Source organism: Streptomyces sp. NPDC001903, from assembly GCF_042891345.1.
Classification (GTDB): domain Bacteria; phylum Actinomycetota; class Actinomycetes; order Streptomycetales; family Streptomycetaceae; genus Streptomyces.
The window spans coordinates 81535-100366 of the sequence record NZ_JBIASZ010000027.1 but is presented as its reverse complement, the minus strand read 5'-3'; the positions used below and the strand labels follow the sequence as shown (position 1 = coordinate 100366).

General features: G+C 71.7%; 17 protein-coding genes and 1 pseudogene. 12 read left to right on the top strand and 6 right to left on the bottom strand.

Going from position 1 to position 18832, the window contains the following annotated elements:
- The 3 genes and pseudogenes from ACFYZS_RS37510 to ACFYZS_RS37500 all read left to right on the top strand — a co-directional run.
- Window positions 1-95 (top strand): annotated as a pseudogene (locus ACFYZS_RS37510) (ABC transporter permease); the annotation flags it as partial.
- A 378-nt stretch (window positions 96-473) separates the two neighbouring features.
- Window positions 474-1877: a sulfatase gene (locus tag ACFYZS_RS37505; protein WP_389023145.1), complete on the top strand. Its 1404-nt coding sequence runs from the start codon at window positions 474-476 to the stop codon at window positions 1875-1877.
- A gap of 79 nt (window positions 1878-1956) precedes the next feature.
- Window positions 1957-2868: a formylglycine-generating enzyme family protein gene (locus ACFYZS_RS37500; protein WP_389023142.1), complete on the top strand. Its 912-nt coding sequence runs from the start codon at window positions 1957-1959 to the stop codon at window positions 2866-2868.
- 37 nt (window positions 2869-2905) lie between these two features.
- Here the strand turns inward: ACFYZS_RS37500 and ACFYZS_RS37495 are convergent, their stop codons facing one another.
- From ACFYZS_RS37495 to ACFYZS_RS37485, 3 genes are read right to left on the bottom strand one after another with little or no spacing between them, the layout of a single operon-like run.
- Entirely contained in the window at window positions 2906-3961 is a 1056-nt protein-coding gene (locus ACFYZS_RS37495; RefSeq protein ID WP_389023139.1) for a tartrate dehydrogenase, read from the bottom strand.
- Window positions 3962-4018: 57 nt separating this feature from the next.
- Complete coding sequence (locus ACFYZS_RS37490; protein ID WP_389023136.1) at window positions 4019-4912, bottom strand: LysR family transcriptional regulator; 894 nt, start codon at window positions 4910-4912, stop codon at window positions 4019-4021.
- A gap of 3 nt (window positions 4913-4915) precedes the next feature.
- Window positions 4916-5764 (bottom strand): MBL fold metallo-hydrolase, encoded by an 849-nt coding sequence (locus ACFYZS_RS37485; protein WP_389023133.1) that lies wholly within the window; start codon window positions 5762-5764, stop codon window positions 4916-4918.
- A gap of 111 nt (window positions 5765-5875) precedes the next feature.
- On the opposite strand from ACFYZS_RS37485, the gene ACFYZS_RS37480 reads away from it, so the two are divergent.
- From ACFYZS_RS37480 to ACFYZS_RS37470, 3 genes are all read left to right on the top strand, one after another.
- Window positions 5876-7372 (top strand): carboxylesterase/lipase family protein, encoded by a 1497-nt coding sequence (locus tag ACFYZS_RS37480; protein ID WP_389023130.1) that lies wholly within the window; start codon window positions 5876-5878, stop codon window positions 7370-7372.
- A 76-nt stretch (window positions 7373-7448) separates the two neighbouring features.
- Complete coding sequence (locus tag ACFYZS_RS37475) at window positions 7449-8291, top strand: polysaccharide deacetylase family protein (RefSeq protein ID WP_389023127.1); 843 nt, start codon at window positions 7449-7451, stop codon at window positions 8289-8291.
- A gap of 104 nt (window positions 8292-8395) precedes the next feature.
- Entirely contained in the window at window positions 8396-9247 is an 852-nt protein-coding gene (locus tag ACFYZS_RS37470; RefSeq protein WP_389023125.1) for a class I SAM-dependent methyltransferase, read from the top strand.
- A 69-nt stretch (window positions 9248-9316) separates the two neighbouring features.
- On the opposite strand, the gene ACFYZS_RS37465 is transcribed toward ACFYZS_RS37470, so the two are convergent.
- Both ACFYZS_RS37465 and ACFYZS_RS37460 read right to left on the bottom strand, forming a co-directional pair.
- Window positions 9317-10666, bottom strand: a complete 1350-nt coding sequence (locus ACFYZS_RS37465; RefSeq protein ID WP_389023123.1) for a lipase family protein — start codon at window positions 10664-10666, stop codon at window positions 9317-9319.
- A gap of 308 nt (window positions 10667-10974) precedes the next feature.
- Window positions 10975-11481 (bottom strand): MarR family winged helix-turn-helix transcriptional regulator, encoded by a 507-nt coding sequence (locus ACFYZS_RS37460; RefSeq protein WP_389023120.1) that lies wholly within the window; start codon window positions 11479-11481, stop codon window positions 10975-10977.
- A 148-nt stretch (window positions 11482-11629) separates the two neighbouring features.
- On the opposite strand from ACFYZS_RS37460, the gene ACFYZS_RS37455 reads away from it, so the two are divergent.
- The 5 genes from ACFYZS_RS37455 to ACFYZS_RS37435 all read left to right on the top strand — a co-directional run bounded on the left by ACFYZS_RS37455 (window position 11630) and on the right by ACFYZS_RS37435 (window position 17178).
- Window positions 11630-12904 carry an MFS transporter gene (locus ACFYZS_RS37455; RefSeq protein ID WP_389023117.1) on the top strand — a complete coding sequence of 425 codons (1275 nt, stop codon included), beginning with the start codon at window positions 11630-11632 and terminating at the stop codon, window positions 12902-12904.
- Between the two features lie 304 nt (window positions 12905-13208).
- Complete coding sequence (locus tag ACFYZS_RS37450) at window positions 13209-14750, top strand: Re/Si-specific NAD(P)(+) transhydrogenase subunit alpha (protein ID WP_389023114.1); 1542 nt, start codon at window positions 13209-13211, stop codon at window positions 14748-14750.
- A gap of 6 nt (window positions 14751-14756) precedes the next feature.
- Window positions 14757-16214 (top strand): Re/Si-specific NAD(P)(+) transhydrogenase subunit beta, encoded by a 1458-nt coding sequence (gene pntB / locus ACFYZS_RS37445; protein WP_389023111.1) that lies wholly within the window; start codon window positions 14757-14759, stop codon window positions 16212-16214.
- A gap of 167 nt (window positions 16215-16381) precedes the next feature.
- The gene (locus tag ACFYZS_RS37440) at window positions 16382-16873 is read left to right on the top strand and encodes a DUF2975 domain-containing protein (RefSeq protein WP_389023108.1); all 492 of its coding nucleotides are present in this window, start codon (window positions 16382-16384) and stop codon (window positions 16871-16873) included.
- Complete coding sequence (locus tag ACFYZS_RS37435; RefSeq protein WP_389023105.1) at window positions 16873-17178, top strand: helix-turn-helix domain-containing protein; 306 nt, start codon at window positions 16873-16875, stop codon at window positions 17176-17178. The genes ACFYZS_RS37440 and ACFYZS_RS37435 overlap by 1 nt, the downstream gene beginning before the upstream one ends.
- Before the next feature lie 22 nt (window positions 17179-17200).
- Here ACFYZS_RS37435 and ACFYZS_RS37430 read toward each other — a convergent pair whose 3' ends face one another.
- Window positions 17201-18274: an alkene reductase gene (locus ACFYZS_RS37430; RefSeq protein ID WP_389023102.1), complete on the bottom strand. Its 1074-nt coding sequence runs from the start codon at window positions 18272-18274 to the stop codon at window positions 17201-17203.
- Between the two features lie 128 nt (window positions 18275-18402).
- On the opposite strand from ACFYZS_RS37430, the gene ACFYZS_RS37425 reads away from it, so the two are divergent.
- On the top strand, window positions 18403-18783 hold the full coding sequence (locus ACFYZS_RS37425; RefSeq protein WP_389023099.1) for a MerR family transcriptional regulator: 381 nt from the start codon (window positions 18403-18405) through the stop codon (window positions 18781-18783).
- Window positions 18784-18832: the final 49 nt, after the last annotated feature.

Below are 18832 nucleotides of genomic sequence, written 5' to 3'. Positions count from 1 at the left end.
TCATCCTCGTCGTCGGCATCGCCATCGACCTCCTCATCTTCAGCCCCATCGAACGCCGGGTCCTGCGCACCCGCGGCCTCCTGGTCAAGAGCTGATCGGACGAGCGGTCACCGGCCGGTCCGTCCGGCCAACACCACGCCGTCCAGGCCGAGTTGCACTCTTCACATGCCGTACATGGACCGGCTTCTCCACCGCCCCTAATCTCATCGGCATGGCAGCTGGAAGCCTTCTCACCGCGCGCCGCCACCTCGATCTGGGCAGGCTGGCGAGCGCGCTGTGTCCGATCGCCCGAGCGCGACGGTAGTCACGCCTCGCCTCTTCGCACGGGATCCCCACCTGGCATCTGCGTACCGGCCCGCCCCCTCGGGGGCCGGCCGGTCGATGCCCGATGCGCGATGCCCGTCTCTCTTCCCCCTTCACGGCAGTCGCCCTGCCGTACCCGTACGAGCTGCGGAACCAGGAGAAGACATCCCATGAGCGACAACAGCAGACCGCGGGTGAGCCGCCGCGGATTCCTCGCCGGCACGGCGGCCGCCGCGGCCGCGGCGGCGGTTCCGGCCATCGCCCAGGTGGCGGCCGCCTCCCCCGCCGCTGCCGCGGCCCGCCCCAACATCCTGCTCATCGTCACGGACGACCAGCCCAAGCACACGGAATGGGCGCTGCCGAAGACCACGGCCTGGCTGGCCGACCAGGGCGTCAAGTTCACCAACGGGCACGTCACCACCCCGCTCTGCGCACCTTCCCGCTCGTCGGTCCTCACCGGCCGCTACGCCCACCACCACGGCGTCCGCAACAACAAGGCCTCGTACCAGCTCGACCAGAGCACCACGCTGCCCCGGTACCTCAAGCAGGTCGGCTACCGCACCGGCCTGTTCGGCAAGTGGCTCAACTCCTGGACCCTGTCCGACAATCCGCCGCACTTCGAAGAGTTCGCCCTGCTCCAGCCGGGCTACGTCGACGCGCAGTGGAACGTCAACGGCACGGTCCAGACGATCAACGGATACACCACCAACATCATCAAGAACCGCACGCTGAACTTCCTCGACAAGGCGGCGGCCGACACCCGGCCCTGGTTCGCGTACGTCACCCCGTACGCCTCCCACGGCCCGCGCACCCCCGAGGCCAAGTACGCCGGCACGGCCGTCCCGGACTGGGACGGCAGGCCCTCCGTCCCGGAGAGCGACCGCAGCGACAAACCGGCCTACATCCGGAACGCGACCGGGACACTGGCCGACGGCAAGCAGATCCGTGCGGAACAGCTGCGCACCCTGCTCTCCGTGGACGACACGGTCCAGGCGCTCAAGAACAAACTGCAGGCTCTCGGCCAGCTCGAGAACACCTTGGTCATCTACATCGCGGACAACGGCTTCACCTGGGCCGACCACGGATGGACCAAGAAGTCGGTGCCCTACCGCCCGGCGCACGAGGTGCCGTTCTACCTCTCCTGGCCGGCCGGCGGCCTGGGCGCGGGAACCACCGACAGCCGCATCACCGCGAACATCGACATCGCCCCCACGGTCCTCGACGCGGCCGGCATCACCCCCACCCACTCGGTGGACGGCCGCTCCCTGCTCTCCTCGTACAGCCGCGACCACCTGCTCGTGGAGTGGTGGAAGCAGGGCACGGCCGCGGGCGGCCCGCCCACCTGGGCCTCGTACGTGTCCCAGAACAAGCAGTACACGGAGTACTACGACCTCACCACCGACGGGAACGGCACCGTGTCGGGCACGGGGCAGGTGAAGTTCCGCGAGTACTACGACCTGGCGGGCGACCCCCACCAGCTGACCAACCAGCTGTACCAGGCCACCCCGGCCGACGAGCAGAACCTGGGCATCCCCGCCCTGGCGGCGCAACTCGCCGCCGACCGCACCGCTTAGCGCCGGCCGCTCGGGTGCCCCGCGGCATCACCCGCGGGGCACCCGCTCCTCCCCCTCCACGCACCCCGACGGAGCCGTCATGCTCTCCTGCTGCACCCCCGGACACGGTGACGCCACCGCCGTCGCGCTCTCCCTCGCGCCACGTCCGCCCGTGGCCGCCGCACCGCGCGCCGCCCGCCGGCTGATCGACCTGCCGGGCGGCCGCTTCCTCATGGGTACCGAGGATCCGGACTCCTTTCCGGCCGACGGCGAAGGGCCGGTGCGCGAGGTCGCCGTGGACCCGTTCCGCATCGCGCCCACGACGGTCACCAACGCCCAGTTCGCCGCCTTCGTCAAGGCCACCGGCCACGTCACCGAGGCCGAACACTTCGGTTTCTCCTTCGTCTTCGGCGGCTTCCTGACCGAGGACGTCGCCGCCGTGTCGCCGCCGGTCGCGGCCGTCCCCTGGTGGCGGGCCGTCCCCGGCGCCGGCTGGCGGCACCCCGAGGGCGCCGGTTCGTCCTTCGCGGCGCGCCAGAACCACCCCGTCGTCCACGTCTCCTGGAACGACGCCCAGGCGTACTGCGCCTGGTCCGGCACGCGCCTGCCCACCGAGGCCGAATGGGAGTACGCGGCCCGCGGCGGGCTGGAGCGGCGGCGGTACCCGTGGGGGGACGAACTCGCGCCCGGCGGGCGGCACATGTGCAACATCTGGCGGGGCGACTTCCCGACCCTCAACACCGCGGAGGACGGCTACGAGGGCACGGCGCCGGCGAAGTCCTTCCGCCCCAACGGCTTCGGTCTGTACAACGCCGTCGGGAACGTATGGGAATGGTGCGCCGACTGGTTCGCCCCCGAAACCAGCCGTGTGATGCGCGGCGGCTCCTACCTCTGCCACGACTCGTACTGCAATCGCTACCGCGTCGCGGCCCGCAGCTCCAACACGCCGGACAGCTCCACCGGCAACATCGGCTTCCGCGTGGCCGCGGACAGCGGCACCGCCGCCGGTTAGCCACTGCGCCGCCCCGGTCCGGTCGGCGCGATCCGCCTCAGAGGTGCTGGAGGAGGGCGGACGTGAACTCTGCGGTGGAGGCGGAGCCTCCGAGGTCGCGCGTGCGCACCGCGGTGGTGGCCAGGACGCGGGCGATGGCGTCGGTGATCTCGGCCGCGGGCCCGGGGTGGCCGAGATGGTCGAGCATCATGGCGGCCGACCAGATCGCGCCGATCGGATTGGCGATGCCCTGCCCGGCGATGTCGGGGGCCGATCCGTGGACCGGCTCGAACATCGAGGGGTACTCGCCCGGCGGGTTGAGGTTGGCGGACGGCGCGATGCCGATGCCGCCGGCGACCGCCGCCGCCAGGTCGCTGAGGATGTCCCCGAAGAGGTTGGACGCGACGACGACGTCGAAGCGTGCGGGGTCGAGTACGAACTTGGCCGCCAGCGCGTCGATGTGCTCCTGGTTCCACTCGACGCAGGGGTGCGCGGCGCCGCGCTCGGCCACCAGCTCGTCCCAGAACGGCATGGTGTGCACGATCCCGTTGGACTTCGTCGCCGACGTGAGGGGGCCGCCGCGCCGTTCCGCGAGGCCGAAGGCGAAGTCGAGGAGCCTGGTCACTCCCGCCCGGGTGAACACCGCCTGCTGCACGGCCATTTCCTCGGGGAACCCGCGGTTCATCCGACCGCCGATCTCGCTGTACTCGCCTTCGGTGTTCTCCCGGACGACCACGAAGTCCACCTCACCGGGCACGGCGGCGCGGACGGGGCTGGGAAGGCCGTCGAACACCCGGATGGGGCGGAGGTTGACGTACTGGCTGAAGGCCCGGCGGATCGGGATGAGCAGTCCCCACAGGGAGACGTGGTCCGGTACGCCCGGATAGCCGACGGCGCCGAGGAGGATCGCGTCATGACGGCGGAGCTGCTCCAGTCCGTCCTCGGGCATCATCGATCCGTGGCGGAGGTAGCGCTCGCAGGACCAGTCGTACTGCTCGTAGGTGAACGTGATGCCGTGGCGCGTTCCGACGGTGTCGAGGACCTCGCGCGCCGCCGGGAGGACTTCGGTGCCGATGCCGTCACCGGGGATGAGGGCGATGCTGTGGTTCGTCATGGTTCGCATTCCAGCAATCGGGGGTCGGCCGGGTCCAACACGTATCGCCGATGTGACTCATAGGCCCGCCCTATGGGCCGGTGGGGCGGCGGTCTCCAGGAAGGCGCCGGCTGCGGGTGTCAGCTGCCCCTTGCGGCTGACCAGGACGTTGTGCTGGATGCGGGCCGGTTCCAGGTCGAGGACGAGGGCGCCGGACCGCTCGGCCAGGCCGGCCCAGGACCCCGTCACGACCGCGAGTCCGACTCCCTCGAGCACCAGGGGCAGGAAGGCCATGCGGTGTTCGGTCTCCACCGCGATGCGGACGTCGATGCCCTGGGCCGTCAGGTCGTCGACGTAGGCGCGGATCCCGGTGCCCCGCTGCCCCACGATCAGCCGGTGCCCTGCGAGCTGCTCGGCGTGTACCGCCCGCCCGGGTGGAAAGGGGCCGTCCGGCGGGGTGACCAGGACGAGCCGGTCGTCTCCGACGTGGTGCGGGACGACGTCCCGGCTCGACAGCGGCGTCGAGGTGACCAGCAGCCCGAGTTCGCATCCCCCGGTGCGCACCGTCTCGATCACGGCCTCGGGGGTGAGGGCCACGCGCAGGCTGACCGACACCGCGGGAAAGCGCTCGGTGAAGCGCTGGACCATGGTGCTGAGGGGTTCGATGGTGGGCGAGGCCATCGTGGCCATCTCCAGGCGCCCGCCGCGCAGTTCGCGGACGGATCCGACGCTGGCCCTGGCCAGCTCCAGCGCGTGCAGGGCTTCCCGCGCCCGGGGAACGAGTGCGGTTCCGGCCTCGGTCAGGACCGCCCTCCGGCCGATCCGGTGGAACAGGCTGCCGTCCAGGTCCCGTTCCAGGGTCTGGATGGCCTGCGACAGGGAGGGCTGCGATACGTAGAGCGCCGCGGCCGCGCGGTTGAAGCCACCGTGGTCCACGATGGCGAGGAAGTACGTCAGCTGGCGGAAGTCCACGGTTCAGCGTAGGCCGTCCGCGACGAACCGCACGGCCCCGTCACCGCCGCGCCGGAGCAGGCCGGCCGTGGGAGCGGGGAAGTGCGTGCCGATCACGAGGGTCCCGGTGTCGGCGTACCGCTCGACGAACGCCCGCCGGGTGGCGGCGGCCTGCGCGGCGTCGGTGTCGGCGAGGCCGGCCACGTCGGGTTCGATGAACTGCACCGGGTGGTGTACGAGGTCACCGGTGATGACGGCACGGTCCCCGCCGGACTCGACCACGACCGCGACCTGGCCGGGGGTGTGTCCGGGGGCGGCCTCCAGGCGTACGCCGTCGCACACCCGGTGGTCGGTTGCGACGAGATCGACGAGGCCCGCGTCGATCAGAGGCTGCATCGTGTCGTGGAGGTTCGTCTCCTGCGCGTCCGCCCAGTGGTCCCATTCCACGCGGGTGACCAGGTGACGTGCACGAGGGAAGGTCGGCACCCACTTCCCCTCCACCAGTCGCGTGTTCCACCCGATGTGGTCGAAGTGGAGGTGGGTGCACACCACCGTGTCGATCGATTCCGGAGGGTGGCCGAGGGCGGCGAGGTCTTCGAGCCACGCCGTGTCCAGCATGCGCAGGAAGGGCACCGATGCCCGCGCGTTGCCCACGCACGTGTCGACGAGGATCCGGCGCGTCCCGGTGTCGACGACCAGGCCGTGGACGGAGAGCAGGAAGCTGCCGTCCACCCCGCTGAATCCGGGGGCGGGCCACGGATACCTCTTCAGGAGTGCCGTGTCGTCCGTCCGCAAGGCCTCTGTGAGGAGGACCCGCTGTTCCACCTCCAGCACCTTGTGGATCGTCGTCGTTCCGATGCGCCACGTCGCCATGCGTCCACCCTCCACACTCACCAGGGATCGAATAATATTGACGATCGACACTAGAGCGCAATATTTTGATGGCCCCAAGAGCCCCGCTCCCGGTCTGGAAGGACGCATTGGATGGGTTTCACCCAGAACCGCACCGCGCCCGTCGTGAACACCCGCTCGGGCCCGATCCGCGGAGTCGCCGAAGACGGCCTGGCCGTGTTCAAGGGCGTGCCGTACGCGGCGCCCCCCGTCGGCCCCCTCCGGTGGCGCCCCGCACAGCCGCATCCCGGATGGAGCGGCACCCTCGACGCGACGGAGCACGGTCCCAGCGCGCCTCAGGCCGTCCGCGAGGGCGACCCGGTCCTGGGCGGCCATGGCCTCCCGCCCTTCGACGAGGACTGCCTGACGCTCAACGTCTGGACGCCCGGCACCGATGACGCGCGCCGGCCCGTCCTGGTCTGGATCCACGGCGGCGCCTTCATCTCCGGCTCCGGGGCGATGCCCAACTACTCCGGCGAGACCTTCGCGCGGGGCGGCGACCTGGTGGTGGTGAACCTCAACTACCGGCTCGGACCCCTCGGCCTGCTGTCCTTCACGTCGGACGGCGGCGCCGGGGGCGGCAACCTCTGGCTCACGGACCAACTCGCCGCGCTGCGCTGGGTCCGGGACAACATCTCCGCCTTCGGCGGTGACCCCGACGACGTCACCGTCGCCGGCCAGTCGGCCGGAGCGCTGTCGACCGCGGCGCTCGCGGGACACGCCGGCGAACGGCTCTTCCACCGGGCCATCCTCCAGAGCGTCCCGCTCGCCATGCCCCTCGCCACGCGCGCCGAGTCCCTGGCCCGCACCGCCGCCTTTCTGGACATCCTCGGCGTCAAGGACGAGGAGGAACTGCGGGCGACCGCGTGGCCGCGCCTGGTCGAGGCCACGGCCGGACTCCTCGCGGCGACCACGGAGTGGGGGCACTGGACCGCTCCGTTCATGCCGGTGCTCGACGGCGCGACGGCGGCGCGGCAACCCGCCCTGAACCTGCTCGACGGCCCGGGCGCGGACATCGACGTCCTCGTCGGCTGGACCGGGGAGGAGTCCGCGTTCACCTTCGCGCTGGGCGAGACGTACCGGTCGGCGACGAAGGAGCAGGTGCTCCGCCGGGCGCGGGACAGCTTCGGCGACGGCGCGGCCGAGGCGTACGCGGCGTACGAGGCCGCCCGCCCGGGCGCACGGCCGGTCGACGTACTCATCGACCTGAGCACCGACGAGCTGTTCAGGAAGCCCACCCTGGCGTTCGCGGAAGAGCGGGCGGTACGGGGCCGCCCGGTATGGGCGTACGAGTTCGCCTTCCCCACCCCCGCGCACGACGGACGCCTGGGCGCACCGCACTGCCTGGAGCTGCCGTTCGTCTTCGACAACTTCGACAAGTGGTCGCACGCGCCGTTCCTGGCGGGAATGGACACGAGGATCAGGGACGGGCTCGCCAGGACCGTGCACGCGGCGTGGATCGCCTTCGTCCGCACCGGCGACCCCAACCACCCGGCCATGCCGCGCTGGGACCGGTACGACGCGCCGTCCCGCACCACGATGCGGTTCGACACCGTCACCGAGGCCGTTCCACGTCTCACTGCGCGCTGAACCCCGCACCGGCCGTCGGGAGCCCCGCGACCGGTGCGGGCTCAAGGGCGGGTCCCGGCGGGCCGATGGCAGTGCCATGGAGACACGCGCTTTCGCCCCCGTACGCCCCGCTGCGCACCGCCGGCTCCTGAGAGGGCTCGCCGGGCTGTTCGCCGTCCTTTGGCTGGTGGCACCCAGGCCCCCGGCCACGGCGGCCGGGGCCGCGCCGCCGCGTCCGGTGGCAGCCACGGACCAGGAGGGCCTGCGGTCCCTGTTCGCATCGGAGAACCGCGCGATCCGCACGGCCGCGCCGGTGGTCGCGGTGACCTTCAACGCGGCGTGGAACGACGCCGGCCTGGACCCCGTCCTCGACGAGCTCGCCCGCCGGCACGCCCCGGCCACGTTCTTCCTCACCGGCGACTTCGCCGACCGGCACCCCGAGGCCGTCAGGCACATCGCGGCCGCGGGACACGGGCTGGGCAACCACTCCTACAGCCACCCCTACTTCAAGGACCTCACCGCCACGGGACGACGCGACGAGGTCCGGGCCGCCGACCGGGCCCTGCGCACGGCCGGCGCCGGCGCGGCCCTCACCCCCTACTTCCGGTTCCCCTACGGCGAGACCGCCCCCGAGCACATCACGGAGGTCAACGCACTCGGCTTCGCGGACATCGAGTTCACCCAGGACACCAACGGATGGATGGGCACCGAAGGCGGCATGACCGTGGACCGGGCGGTCAGCAGGGCCCTGGACGCCCTGCGCCCGGGGGCGATCCTCCAGATGCACATCGGCGCCCCCGAGGGCCGCACAGAGGTGCTCGACGCCCAAGCCCTGCCGCGGATCCTCGAAGCGATCAGCACCCGCGGCTACCGCGTCATCGACCTCCGCACCCTCCTGACCACACCCCCGGCCCCCACCGCGCTCGGACCCGTGCCGTGAGCGGAACGGCCGGGCCGTGACGGGCGGGGCATGACGGACGGGCCGTGACGGACGGGCCCCGTCGGCTCCTCGGGGGTACTTTGGGACCATGGGTGGTGGTGGCCATGGTCAGCGCTCTTCACGCCGATCCCTCCAACGCCGAGCAGGCGCGGGCCTGGGACGGACAGGAAGGTGCGTACTGGGCGGAGCACGCCGACCGGTTCGACCGCGCGGTGCGGCCCTACCGGGAGGCCTTCCTCGCTGCCGCCGGCGTATCTGCCGCCGACCGGGTGCTCGACATCGGCTGCGGCACCGGAGAGACCACCCGCGACCTCGCCCGGCGGGCGACCGGGGGCCGGGCCCTGGGTGTGGACCTGTCGGCCGCGATGCTGCGGGTCGCGCGGGAGCGCGCGGCGGCCGAAGCACTCGACAACGCCGACTTCGTCCAGGCGGACGCCCAGGTCCATCCCTTCCCCGCGGGGGCGTTCGACGTGGCCGTCAGCCGCTCCGGGACGATGTTCTTCGCCGACCCTGTCGCCGCGTTCCGCAACATCGGCGGCGCGCTGCGCCCCGGCGGACGCCTCGTGCAGCTGGTCTGGCGAGCACTGGCCGACAACGAGTGGTTCCTCTCGTTGACCCGGTCCCTGGCCGCCGGCCGCCCGGCGCCCACGCCCGCGGCCGATGCCCCCGGGCCGTTCTCGCTGGCGGACCCCGCGCGGGTCCGGACCGTACTGGGCGCCGCGGGTTTCACGGACATCCGGCTGGAGCCGCACGGTGAGGCGATGTGGTTCGGCGAGGACGCGGCCGATGCGGAGCGGTTCACGCTCGGCATGCTCGGCTGGATGCTCGACGGCCTCGACGAGCAGGACCGGCGTCGCGCCGTCGACGAGTTGAGAAGCACGCTCGCCGCCCACGAGAGCGACAGCGGCGTCCGCTACGCCTCGGCGGCCTGGATCATCCGGGCGGTCCGCGCGTGACGCGGCCGATGCCCGCGGTGCCGGGCCGTCCCGACGAGCGTCGGGACGACCCGGGACCGGGGCGTGCGGTCACGAAGTGACGGTCGGCTTCTCCGGCTCCAGCGAGTTGCCGGCGGGGATCCGGCCGCAACTGGTGGGTGCGGTCCGGCCGGCGAAGCGGTCGTCCAGCCAGGCCATCGCGCGCGGCGCCCAGTACGGCATGGCGCCGACGTGGCTGAGCAGGCCGTATTCCTCGTACTTGATCGAGCCGTTGCCGTCGGCGCAGTACTGCCGGGCCAGCGCCCGTACGTCCCCGGCGACCATGACGCCGTCCCCCGTGCCGATGCCCGGCGGGGCGTTGAACGTCCCTTCGAACCAGCCCGCGTTCCCTTGTCCGATGAACCCCGGGACGGTCGGGGTGGCGGCCTGGCCCAGATTGATCTTGTTGACGGCGGCGACGAACGCCGGCACGGAGTTCGGGTCCTTGTACTCCGGTTTCGCCATGTCCTTCCAGGTCATCCCGGGGTGGCGGCCCAACGCGTCGACGATCGACCCGTGTTCGAGGTCCTTGACGACCGCGAGGCCCTTCGCGCTCAGGTACGGGGTGAGGTCGATGCCGTACGAGCGCGAGACGCCGATGACCGCCATCGGGATCACCCCGTTCCACACCAGGGCGCCGTCGACGTACTTGAGGTTGTGCGCGGGGGCGACGAGCAGCCCGCCCTCGGCGAAGCCGACCAGCTGCCCGTTCACCTCGGGCGCGTACGCGGGGGCGAGGGCCGAAGTCCAGTTGGTGGCGATGGCCCCGCCGGAGTAGCCGAACAGGCCGATCCTGGTGCCCGCGTGCAGGCCCGCCTCCTCGGTGCGGATGGCGGCGCGGATCGAGTCCAGGGTGTTCGTTCCGTACTCGGGGCCGGCCGCGAAGTCGGCGTTCTGGCCCTCGGTGTCCGGGATCACCAGGTCGTAGCCCTTGAGCAACAGCGGTGCCAGGATGAGGGATTCGGCGTTGGCGATGGCGCCACCGAGGGAGACGTCACCCGCGATCGCCCGGGAGGGGCCGTCCTCCGGGCTGAGGGAATCGTAGAACGACTGGTACGACACCGCCTTGCTGCCGTCGCCGTGGGGGCTGCGGACCACGGTGGTCACGTTGGCCGAGGGCCTGCCCTGGGCGTCGGTCGTGCGGTAGAGCAGTTGGACGGCCTTCAGCGGCGTCGGGACGCCGAAGACGTGGTAGTTCAGCGTGCGCTTCTTCAGGACGTCGCCCGGCCGGTACGAGGCCAGCGGCTTGCCGCCGTCGTAGCGGTAGAACGCGTCGGGCGTCGCCGTGGCCGCCCGTGCGCCCGCACGGGGTGCGGCCGACGCCGTCGGCGCCGCGCCCACGGCGAGGGCGAGCGCAGTCACGATGGCCGTGGACAGCAGAGCAGTGGTTCTCCGGTTCATTACTCCCCCGTACGTCGAGCCGCAGCGGCTTTACCTGGCGGTAACTTACTGGAGGTAACGCCGTTTCACATAGGCGCGTCACGTTGGTTTTCGGAGTCCACCGCACGACCGGACGGGCCCGTACGGAGAGGGCGAAACCGGCCACATCGGATGGAAGGTGCCGGCGGACGGACTGCCGGCACGCCCCGGTCAGGTGGAGGGAAAGGTTCCAACTGCCGCCCCCGTATGGCTTCGCCGCAGATCAGAGGCGGTACGGACGCAGCGTGGCCGGATGTGTGGGGGCGACCTGACACAGCACCCGCAGGGCCCTAGCCGATCGAAGTGTCCCCGTGGGATTCCAGGAGGGTGCGCAGCGCCGAGGCCACCGTGTCGCAGGTGTCGCGGTCCAGGGGAGCGAGGAGGGAGGCGAAGTGGTGCAGATGCTCCGCCATCACCTTCTCCGCGACCTCGCGGCCCTGCCCGGTCAGGCGGACGCGGACCGATCGGCGGTCCTGGCCGTCACGGATCCGTTCGACCAGACCCTTGGCCTCCATCCGGTCGATGCGGTTGGTGATCGCCCCCGAAGTGACCATCGCGGCCGGGATCAGCGCCCCGGCGGTGAGCGTGTACGGCGGGCCCGAACGCCGCAGCGTCGTCAGGATGTCCAGCTCGCCGACCTCCAGGTCGCGTTCGGCCACGAAGGCCTTGAGCTGCTTCTCGATGATGCGGTTCATCCGCTGGATCCGGGCCAGGACCTCGATGGGCCACAGCTCGTCCGTCAGGTCGGGCCGCTGCGCCGCCCACTGGCCGACGATCACATCCACCGCGTCGCTCATCAGGCCTCCGCCCCTCTCGATCACCCGCTCGTGCCGGACCCAGCATAACCCGAATCCCTCAACGTTAAGAGACTTGACGTTCAGGAGCTTCTGGTGATTTTATTTCAACGTTGAGATTATTAACCTTCAGATGGATTGGAGCGGCGCCATGACCACCGCGCCCGCAGGCACAGACACCGGCATCCGTGCCGGGACCGGCACGTCCGCCACCCGCGTACCCGGAGCCCAGGCCGCCCCCGGCCGCCCAGCGGCCCGCGGGCCCGTCCCCGCCTTCTGGCTCGCGCTGCTCGCCACCCCCATCGCCGCCGGGGCCAACGCCCCGGTCCTGATCCTCCCGGACATGGCCCGCTCGCTCGGGGTGTCCACCTCCACCGCGTCCTGGCTGGTCTCCGCGTTCGCCTGGGCCATGGCCATCGGCACCCCGCTGCTCGCCGGACTCCTGCGCCGCACCGGTCTGCGGCCCGTGCTGCGCCTCGCCTCCGTGCTCGTCCTCGGCGGCACCCTCCTCGTCGCGGTCTCCCCCTGGCTCCCGCTCACCCTGTTCGGCCGGGCGGCCCAGGCCGCGGGAGGCGCGGGACTGGTCGCGGCGGCGATGAGCCTGGCCGGCACGGCCCGCCGGATGGGCGTCATCAGCGCCGGGTTCGGCATGCTCGGGGCGGCCGGCCCGCTCCTCGGCGAACAGCTCGCGCACGCCGCCTCCTGGCGGCTCTCCCTCTCCGTGTCCGTGGTCGCGGTGCTCGCCGTGCCCGCGGTGCTCCGGTACGCCGGCGCCATCACGCCCTCCTCCGACCGCTTCGACGGCCGCGGCGCCGTCCTGCTGACCGTGCTGGCCAGCGCCCTGGTCACCCTCCCCCACGCCCCGCTCGCCGCACTCGGCGCGGCCCTCGTCGCGGCGGTCCTGCTCGCCCTGCACATCCGCCGCCGCCCGGAGGGGTTCGTCCCGGCCGCCCTGCTGCGCACGCCGGTCTTCCTCACCTCGGGCCTGCTGGCGCTCCTCCTCTCGGGGTCGTACTTCACGCTGCTCTTCGCGGTACCGCGACTGCTCGGCGACCGGGCCGGCTGGGACACCGGCGCGGCCGGGGCCGGGCAGCTCGTCGCGCTGCTCGTCGGCTCGGCACTGTCCTGGCTGCTCGCCGCGGCCTCCGCCCGGATGGGCCGCCCGGCCGTACTGGCCGTCCTGATCGGCGTCGGGTCCCTGGCCGCTGCCGCCGCGGCCTTCTCGGACTGGGGCCCGCTCCTGCTGGCGGCCACCGTCGGCGGGGTCTTCGCCGCCACCGGTGCCAACGCCTGCCTCTCGATGCACGCGGCGGCCGGCGCCCCCGAGCACCAGCGGCCCACCGCCATCGGCCTGTTCGCCCTCTGCTACCAGCTCGGCGGCGCCTTCGGCCCGGCGGTCGCCGCGGCCCTGGTGCTCGGCTCCTGACCCAGGGCCGCCCGCAGAACCCCGACCCCCGGGCCCGTCCCGCCACACCGGCGGCGGCGGGCCCGCCGTCGTTCTCCCCCGGACGGCGGCCGGCCCCGCGGTCGCACGATCATGCCCTCGCTCCGCCGGACGGACACGACCCGTACATGACGCAATACCGGCTCGCACCTGCCCGGATGGGCGTCCGCGTGACCAAAATCTGGCGGGCGAAGGCGGTCATGAGGGAACTGATCGGCCGCGACTTCGGACTACAGCCGCTGTCGGCTCCATTCCACATTCACGTTCATCACAAGGGAGGTAAACCATGGGTCATCCCGTACCGCAGCGGATCGGTGTCGCAGCCGAGACAAGCCCGGGAGAGACGCGCGTGGCGGCCACGCCGTCGACCGTGCGCCAGTTGGTCGCGCTGGGCTACGAGGTCGTCGTCGAGTCGGGGGCCGGCACCGCCTCCGGCTTCTCCGACGACGCGTACGTCGCGCAGGGCGCGAAGGTCGGTGACGCCTGGGGCGCGGACGTCGTACTGAAGGTCAACGCACCGTCGAGCGACGAGATCCGGAGCCTGCGCGACGGGGCGACGCTGGTCAGCCTCATCGGCCCGGCGCTCAACCCCGACCTGGTCGAGGAACTCGCGAGCCGTCCGATCACGGTCCTCGCCATGGACGCGGTCCCGCGGATCTCGCGGGCCCAGTCCTTGGACGTGCTCAGCTCCATGGCGAACATCGCCGGTTACCGTGCGGTCGTCGAGGCGGCCCACGCGTTCGGCCGGTTCTTCACCGGTCAGGTGACCGCGGCCGGAAAGGTTCCGCCGGCGAAGGTGCTCGTGGCGGGCGCCGGCGTGGCGGGACTCGCGGCCATCGGCGCCGCCAGCAGCCTGGGTGCGATCGTCCGCGCGACCGATCCGCGGCCGGAGGTGGCGGAGCAGGTCCGTTCGCTCGGTGGCGACTTCCTCGCCGTCGAGGTGGAGCACAAGGCCGGCACCGACGGGTACGCCAAGGCGACCTCGGAGGAGTACGACCGGCGGGCCGCGGAGATCTACAGCGAGCAGGCCGCCGACGTCGACATCGTCATCACCACCGCGCTGATCCCCGGAAGGCCGGCGCCGAAGCTGCTCACGGCCCAGGACGTCGCGAGCATGCGCCCCGGCAGCGTGATCGTCGACATGGCCGCCTCGCAGGGCGGGAACGTCGCCGGCACGGTGGCGGGAGAGGTGGTCGTCACCGACAACGGCGTCACGATCATCGGCTACACCGACCTGCCCGCCCGGCTGCCGGCCCAGGCATCGCAGCTGTACGGCACGAACCTCGTCAACCTGATGAAGCTGCTCACGCCGGCCAAGGACGGCCGGCACGTGATCGACTTCGAGGACGTGGTGCAGCGGTCCATGACCGTGGTGCGTGACGGAGCGACCACGTGGCCGCCGCCCCCGGTGCAGGTGTCCGCCGCTCCGGTCGCGCAGGCGCCGGTGGCCGCGAAGCCGGTCGTACCGGAGAAGAAGCCGATGTCGGCGGCGGCGAAGTACGTGCTCGCCGGTACCGGAATGGCGGCGCTCTTCCTCCTGACCGCGTTCTCCCCGTCCCAGCTGATCGGCAACTTCACGGTCTTCGTGCTGGCGATCGTCATCGGCTACTACGTCATCGGCAAGGTGCACCACGCCCTGCACACGCCGCTCATGTCGGTCACGAACGCCATCTCCGGGATCGTCGTCGTGGGCGCCCTGCTGCAGATCGCCCAGACGGACACCACGATCACCGTGCTGTCGTCCGTCGCGATCCTGCTGGCCAGCATCAACATCTTCGGCGGATTCGCGGTCACCCGCCGCATGCTCGCCATGTTCTCGAGAGGCTGATCCCCCATGACTGCCGCCACGGCCGCGCAGGCCGCCTACATCGTCGCAGCACTCCTGTTCATCCTCAGCCTCGCCGGGCTCTCGAAGCACGAAAGTTCCCGTTCAGGACTCGTGTTCGGCGCCTCCGGAATGGTGATCGCCCTCGCCGCCACCATCGGCCTGGCCTCGCGCAGCATCACCGCGACGGGCCTGACCCTGCTCGTCGTCGCCGTGCTGATCGGCGCGGGTGTCGGTTTCTGGCGTGCCCGGGTCGTCGAGATGACCGGCATGCCCGAGCTCATCGCCCTCCTGCACAGCTTCGTCGGCCTGGCCGCCGTACTCGTCGGCTGGAACGGCTACTTCGAGGTCGAGGGGGCGGGCCCCGGGCACGCCGCGGTGGCCCAGGACCTGCTCGGCATCCACCACGCCGAGGTGTTCATCGGGGTGTTCATCGGAGCCGTCACCTTCAGCGGATCGATCATCGCGTACCTGAAGCTGTCGGCGCGCATCAAGTCCAGCCCGCTGGTACTGCCCGGCAAGAACCTGATCAACCTCGGGGCCCTCGTCGCGTTCGCGGCCCTGACGGTCTTCTTCGTCCTCCACCCGAGCCTCGGCCTGCTCATCGCGGTCACCGCGGTGGCGCTCGCCCTCGGACTGCACCTGGTCGCCTCGATCGGCGGCGGCGACATGCCGGTCGTGGTGTCGATGCTCAACAGCTACTCCGGCTGGGCCGCGGCGGCGTCCGGGTTCCTGCTGAACAACAACCTGCTCATCGTCACCGGAGCGCTGGTCGGCTCCTCCGGCGCGTACCTGTCCTACATCATGTGCCAGGCGATGAACCGCTCGTTCATCTCCGTGATCGCCGGCGGCTTCGGCGTCGAGGCTGCCGCGAGCGACGACACCGACCTCGGCGAGCACCACGAGATCACCGCCGAGGCCACCGCCGAACTGCTCCTGAACGCCTCGTCCGTCGTGATCGCCCCGGGCTACGGAATGGCCGTCGCGCAGGCCCAGTACCCGGTCGCCGAACTGACCCGCAAGCTGCGCGAGCGGGGGGTGGACGTGCGCTTCGGGATCCACCCCGTGGCCGGACGACTGCCGGGGCACATGAACGTGCTGCTGGCGGAGGCGAAGGTGCCCTACGACATCGTCCTGGAAATGGACGAGATCAACGACGAGCTCTCCGACACCACGGTCGTGCTCGTCATCGGCGCCAACGACACCGTCAACCCCGCCGCCGCCGAAGACCCCAACAGCCCGATCGCCGGCATGCCCGTACTGCGGGTGTGGGAAGCGGAGAACGTCGTCGTCTTCAAGCGCTCGATGGCCACCGGATACGCGGGCGTTCCCAACCCCCTCTTCTACCGCGACAACACCCAGATGCTCTTCGGCGACGCCAAGCAGCGGATGGAGGACATCCTCGGGGCGCTCGGATCCGACACCGCGTCGCACCGCTCGCCCGCCGTGCTCGCGGCGTCGCGGTAGCCGGGCGGGCGGACCCCGCCTTCGCGCAGGATCGGCCCGTCCGGTGGGACGGGTCGGAGCCTTCGCGGAGGCGGGGTCCTTCCGCTTTCCGGGGGTCGCCTCTCCACCCCTTGCCCGACCTATCGATTTTCGATAGATTCCCATCGTAAATCGATGGAGGGATGGGCATGGGAAAGCTGACCGTGGGTGCGCTGCGCGCGGTGCTCGTGGTGGTGCTCGCCGGCACGGTGGGCGTGCAGGCGTTGATGGTGTGGACGCTGGCGAGCGGGAACGACCCGGAGGACGGATCGCTCCCGCTGACCGCGATGCGCGTGATCACGATCCTGGGCCTGGCGTCCGCCCAGGTCGCCCTGGTGTGCGTATGGCGGCTGGTGACGATGGTGCGACGCGGGACCGTCTTCTCCCACGCCGCCTTCCGGTACGTGGACGTCATGATCGGCGCGATCGTGGCGGCCGCCCTGGTCTGGTTCGCGGTCACGGCCGTCAATGCGCCGGGCCAGCGGGAGGACCCGGGCGTCACCGTCATCATGGGCGGGATCGGACTGGCCATCCTGGGGGTCGCGCTCATGGTCCTCGTCCTGCGGATGCTGCTCGCCCAGGCCGTCGCGCGCGACGTCGAGGCGACGCAGATGCAGGCCGAGCTGGACGAGGTGATCTGATGCCGATCACCGTCGACATCGACGTGATGCTGGCCAAACGGAAGATGTCCGTGGGCGAACTCGCCGACCGCGTGGGGATCACGCCCGCCAATCTGGCGGTGCTCAAGAACGGCCGCGCCAAGGCGGTGCGCTTCGCGACGCTCGCCGCGCTCTGCGAGGTGCTCCAGTGCCAGCCGGGCGACCTGCTGCGCTGGGAGGCCGGGAACGCCGAGGGCGGCGACCGGTCGCCCGATCACGCCGAGACCGACCGGACGACCGTGCCCCGGGGGCCGAGCCGCCCGGATCAGACGGTGCGGCCGAAGTAGCCGGGGCTCGGATCGGGCTCGGTCAGTTCGCGTGCTGATACGCCGGGTACGTCAGGTAACCCGCGTCGCCGCCCTGGTAGAACGTGCTCTCGTCCACCGGCGCGACCGGCAGTGCGAGGCGCAGCCGCTCGACCAGGTCGGGGTTGGCGATGTAGGCGCGGCCGAAGCTGACGAGGTCGGCGCCCTGCCCGAGCCAGTGGTCCGCGTCGGCCCGGCCGGTCTGCTTCGGCCCCATCGGGAGGGTCGGGTTCACGATGAGGGTGCCCGGCCAGGCACGGCGCAGGCCCAGGAGCACGTGCTCGTCGGTGGTGGCCTCGAGGTGGACGTAGGCCACGTCGAGGCGGGCGAGCTCGGCGAGCAGCGCGGCGTAGAGCTCGGGGACGTCGGATTCGGCGACGCCCCAGAAGGTCCCGCCCGGTGAGAGGCGGATGCCGGTCCTGGCGCCGCCGACGGCGTCCACGGTGGCGGCCGTCGCCTCGACGGCGAACCGGATCCGTTGGGCCACCGAGCCTCCGTAGCGGTCCGTTCGCAGGTTGGCGTTCGAGGACAGGAACTGCGAGATCAGGTAGCCGTTGGCGCCGTGCAGCTCGACGCCGTCGAAACCGGCGTCGACGGCGCGGCGGGCGGCCTCCGCGTACGACAGGGCATGCCCGGCCACCTCGGCGGTGTCCAGGGCTCGCGGCACCGGCGCGGGCCGGGGCCCGGCCGGGGTGAACACCTCACCGGCGGCGGGGACGGCGGAGGGCCCGACCGGCTGCATGCCGGTGGTGTCGGGGTGCGAGACGCGGCCGCCGTGCATGATCTGGGCGAAGATCCGTCCGCCGTTGGCGTGGACCGCGGCGGTCACCGGGCGCCACGCGTCGACCTGCTCGTCGGTGTGCAGTCCCGGGGTCCCCGGATTGGACTGCCCGATCAGGCTCGGCTGCACCCCCTCGGTCACGATCAGTCCGGCGGTCGCCCGCTGGGCGTAGTAGGTCGCCATCGACGGTGTCGCCAGACCGCCGGCGGCGGCCCGCACCCGGGTCATCGGGGCCATCACCACGCGGTTCGGCAGGGTCAGGTCACCGAGGCGATGGCTGTCGAAGAGTGTTGACACCGTGGGGCTCCTTCGCGGTCCGCAGCGCCCGGATGTCGGGCACAGCGGCTACGCTAAAACCTGACATTGACGTCAGAGGCAAGCTGTATGCCGCACCATGTGGTGCGGGTCACGGCCGGGAGGGCGAGATGCGCATCGGGGAGCTCGCGACGCGGGCCGGAGTCAGCGTCCGGTCGGTGCGGTACTACGAAGAGCAGGGGCTGCTCGCCAGTACGCGCAGTGCCAGTGGGCAGCGGCACTACACGGACGACGAGGTGGAGCGCGTGGCGTTCATCCAGCGGCTGTACGCGGCGGGCCTGTCCAGCCGCACCATCGTCGAGCTCCTGCCGTGCGTCGACGCGCCCAGTGAAGAGAACTCCGAGGCGGCGCTGGAGCGGATGCTGCAGGAACGCGACCGGCTCTCCGAGCACATCGCCGGCCTCATCCACACGCGGGACGCACTGGACGGGCTGATGGCCACGGCCAGGGCGCACCGCGAGGGTCTGCGCCCGGAGGTGACCGCCTCCTGAGCCGACCGCCCCCTGAGCCCGATGGACCTCGCGGCGATCGGGCCCCGGG

Excerpts from the sequence above, each read along its gene's own strand:
- ACFYZS_RS37505 (WP_389023145.1), top strand. The coding sequence starts at position 474 with ATGAGCGACAACAGCAGACCGCGGGTGAGCCGCCGCGGATTCCTCGCC.
- ACFYZS_RS37500 (WP_389023142.1), top strand. The coding sequence starts at position 1,957 with ATGCTCTCCTGCTGCACCCCCGGACACGGTGACGCCACCGCCGTCGCG.
- ACFYZS_RS37495 (WP_389023139.1), bottom strand. The coding sequence starts at position 3,961 with ATGACGAACCACAGCATCGCCCTCATCCCCGGTGACGGCATCGGCACC.
- ACFYZS_RS37485 (WP_389023133.1), bottom strand. The coding sequence starts at position 5,764 with ATGGCGACGTGGCGCATCGGAACGACGACGATCCACAAGGTGCTGGAG.
- ACFYZS_RS37480 (WP_389023130.1), top strand. The coding sequence starts at position 5,876 with ATGGGTTTCACCCAGAACCGCACCGCGCCCGTCGTGAACACCCGCTCG.
- ACFYZS_RS37475 (WP_389023127.1), top strand. The coding sequence starts at position 7,449 with ATGGAGACACGCGCTTTCGCCCCCGTACGCCCCGCTGCGCACCGCCGG.
- ACFYZS_RS37470 (WP_389023125.1), top strand. The coding sequence starts at position 8,396 with ATGGTCAGCGCTCTTCACGCCGATCCCTCCAACGCCGAGCAGGCGCGG.
- ACFYZS_RS37465 (WP_389023123.1), bottom strand. The coding sequence starts at position 10,666 with ATGAACCGGAGAACCACTGCTCTGCTGTCCACGGCCATCGTGACTGCG.
- ACFYZS_RS37460 (WP_389023120.1), bottom strand. The coding sequence starts at position 11,481 with ATGAGCGACGCGGTGGATGTGATCGTCGGCCAGTGGGCGGCGCAGCGG.
- ACFYZS_RS37455 (WP_389023117.1), top strand. The coding sequence starts at position 11,630 with ATGACCACCGCGCCCGCAGGCACAGACACCGGCATCCGTGCCGGGACC.
- ACFYZS_RS37450 (WP_389023114.1), top strand. The coding sequence starts at position 13,209 with ATGGGTCATCCCGTACCGCAGCGGATCGGTGTCGCAGCCGAGACAAGC.
- pntB (WP_389023111.1), top strand. The coding sequence starts at position 14,757 with ATGACTGCCGCCACGGCCGCGCAGGCCGCCTACATCGTCGCAGCACTC.
- ACFYZS_RS37440 (WP_389023108.1), top strand. The coding sequence starts at position 16,382 with ATGGGAAAGCTGACCGTGGGTGCGCTGCGCGCGGTGCTCGTGGTGGTG.
- ACFYZS_RS37435 (WP_389023105.1), top strand. The coding sequence starts at position 16,873 with ATGCCGATCACCGTCGACATCGACGTGATGCTGGCCAAACGGAAGATG.
- ACFYZS_RS37425 (WP_389023099.1), top strand. The coding sequence starts at position 18,403 with ATGCGCATCGGGGAGCTCGCGACGCGGGCCGGAGTCAGCGTCCGGTCG.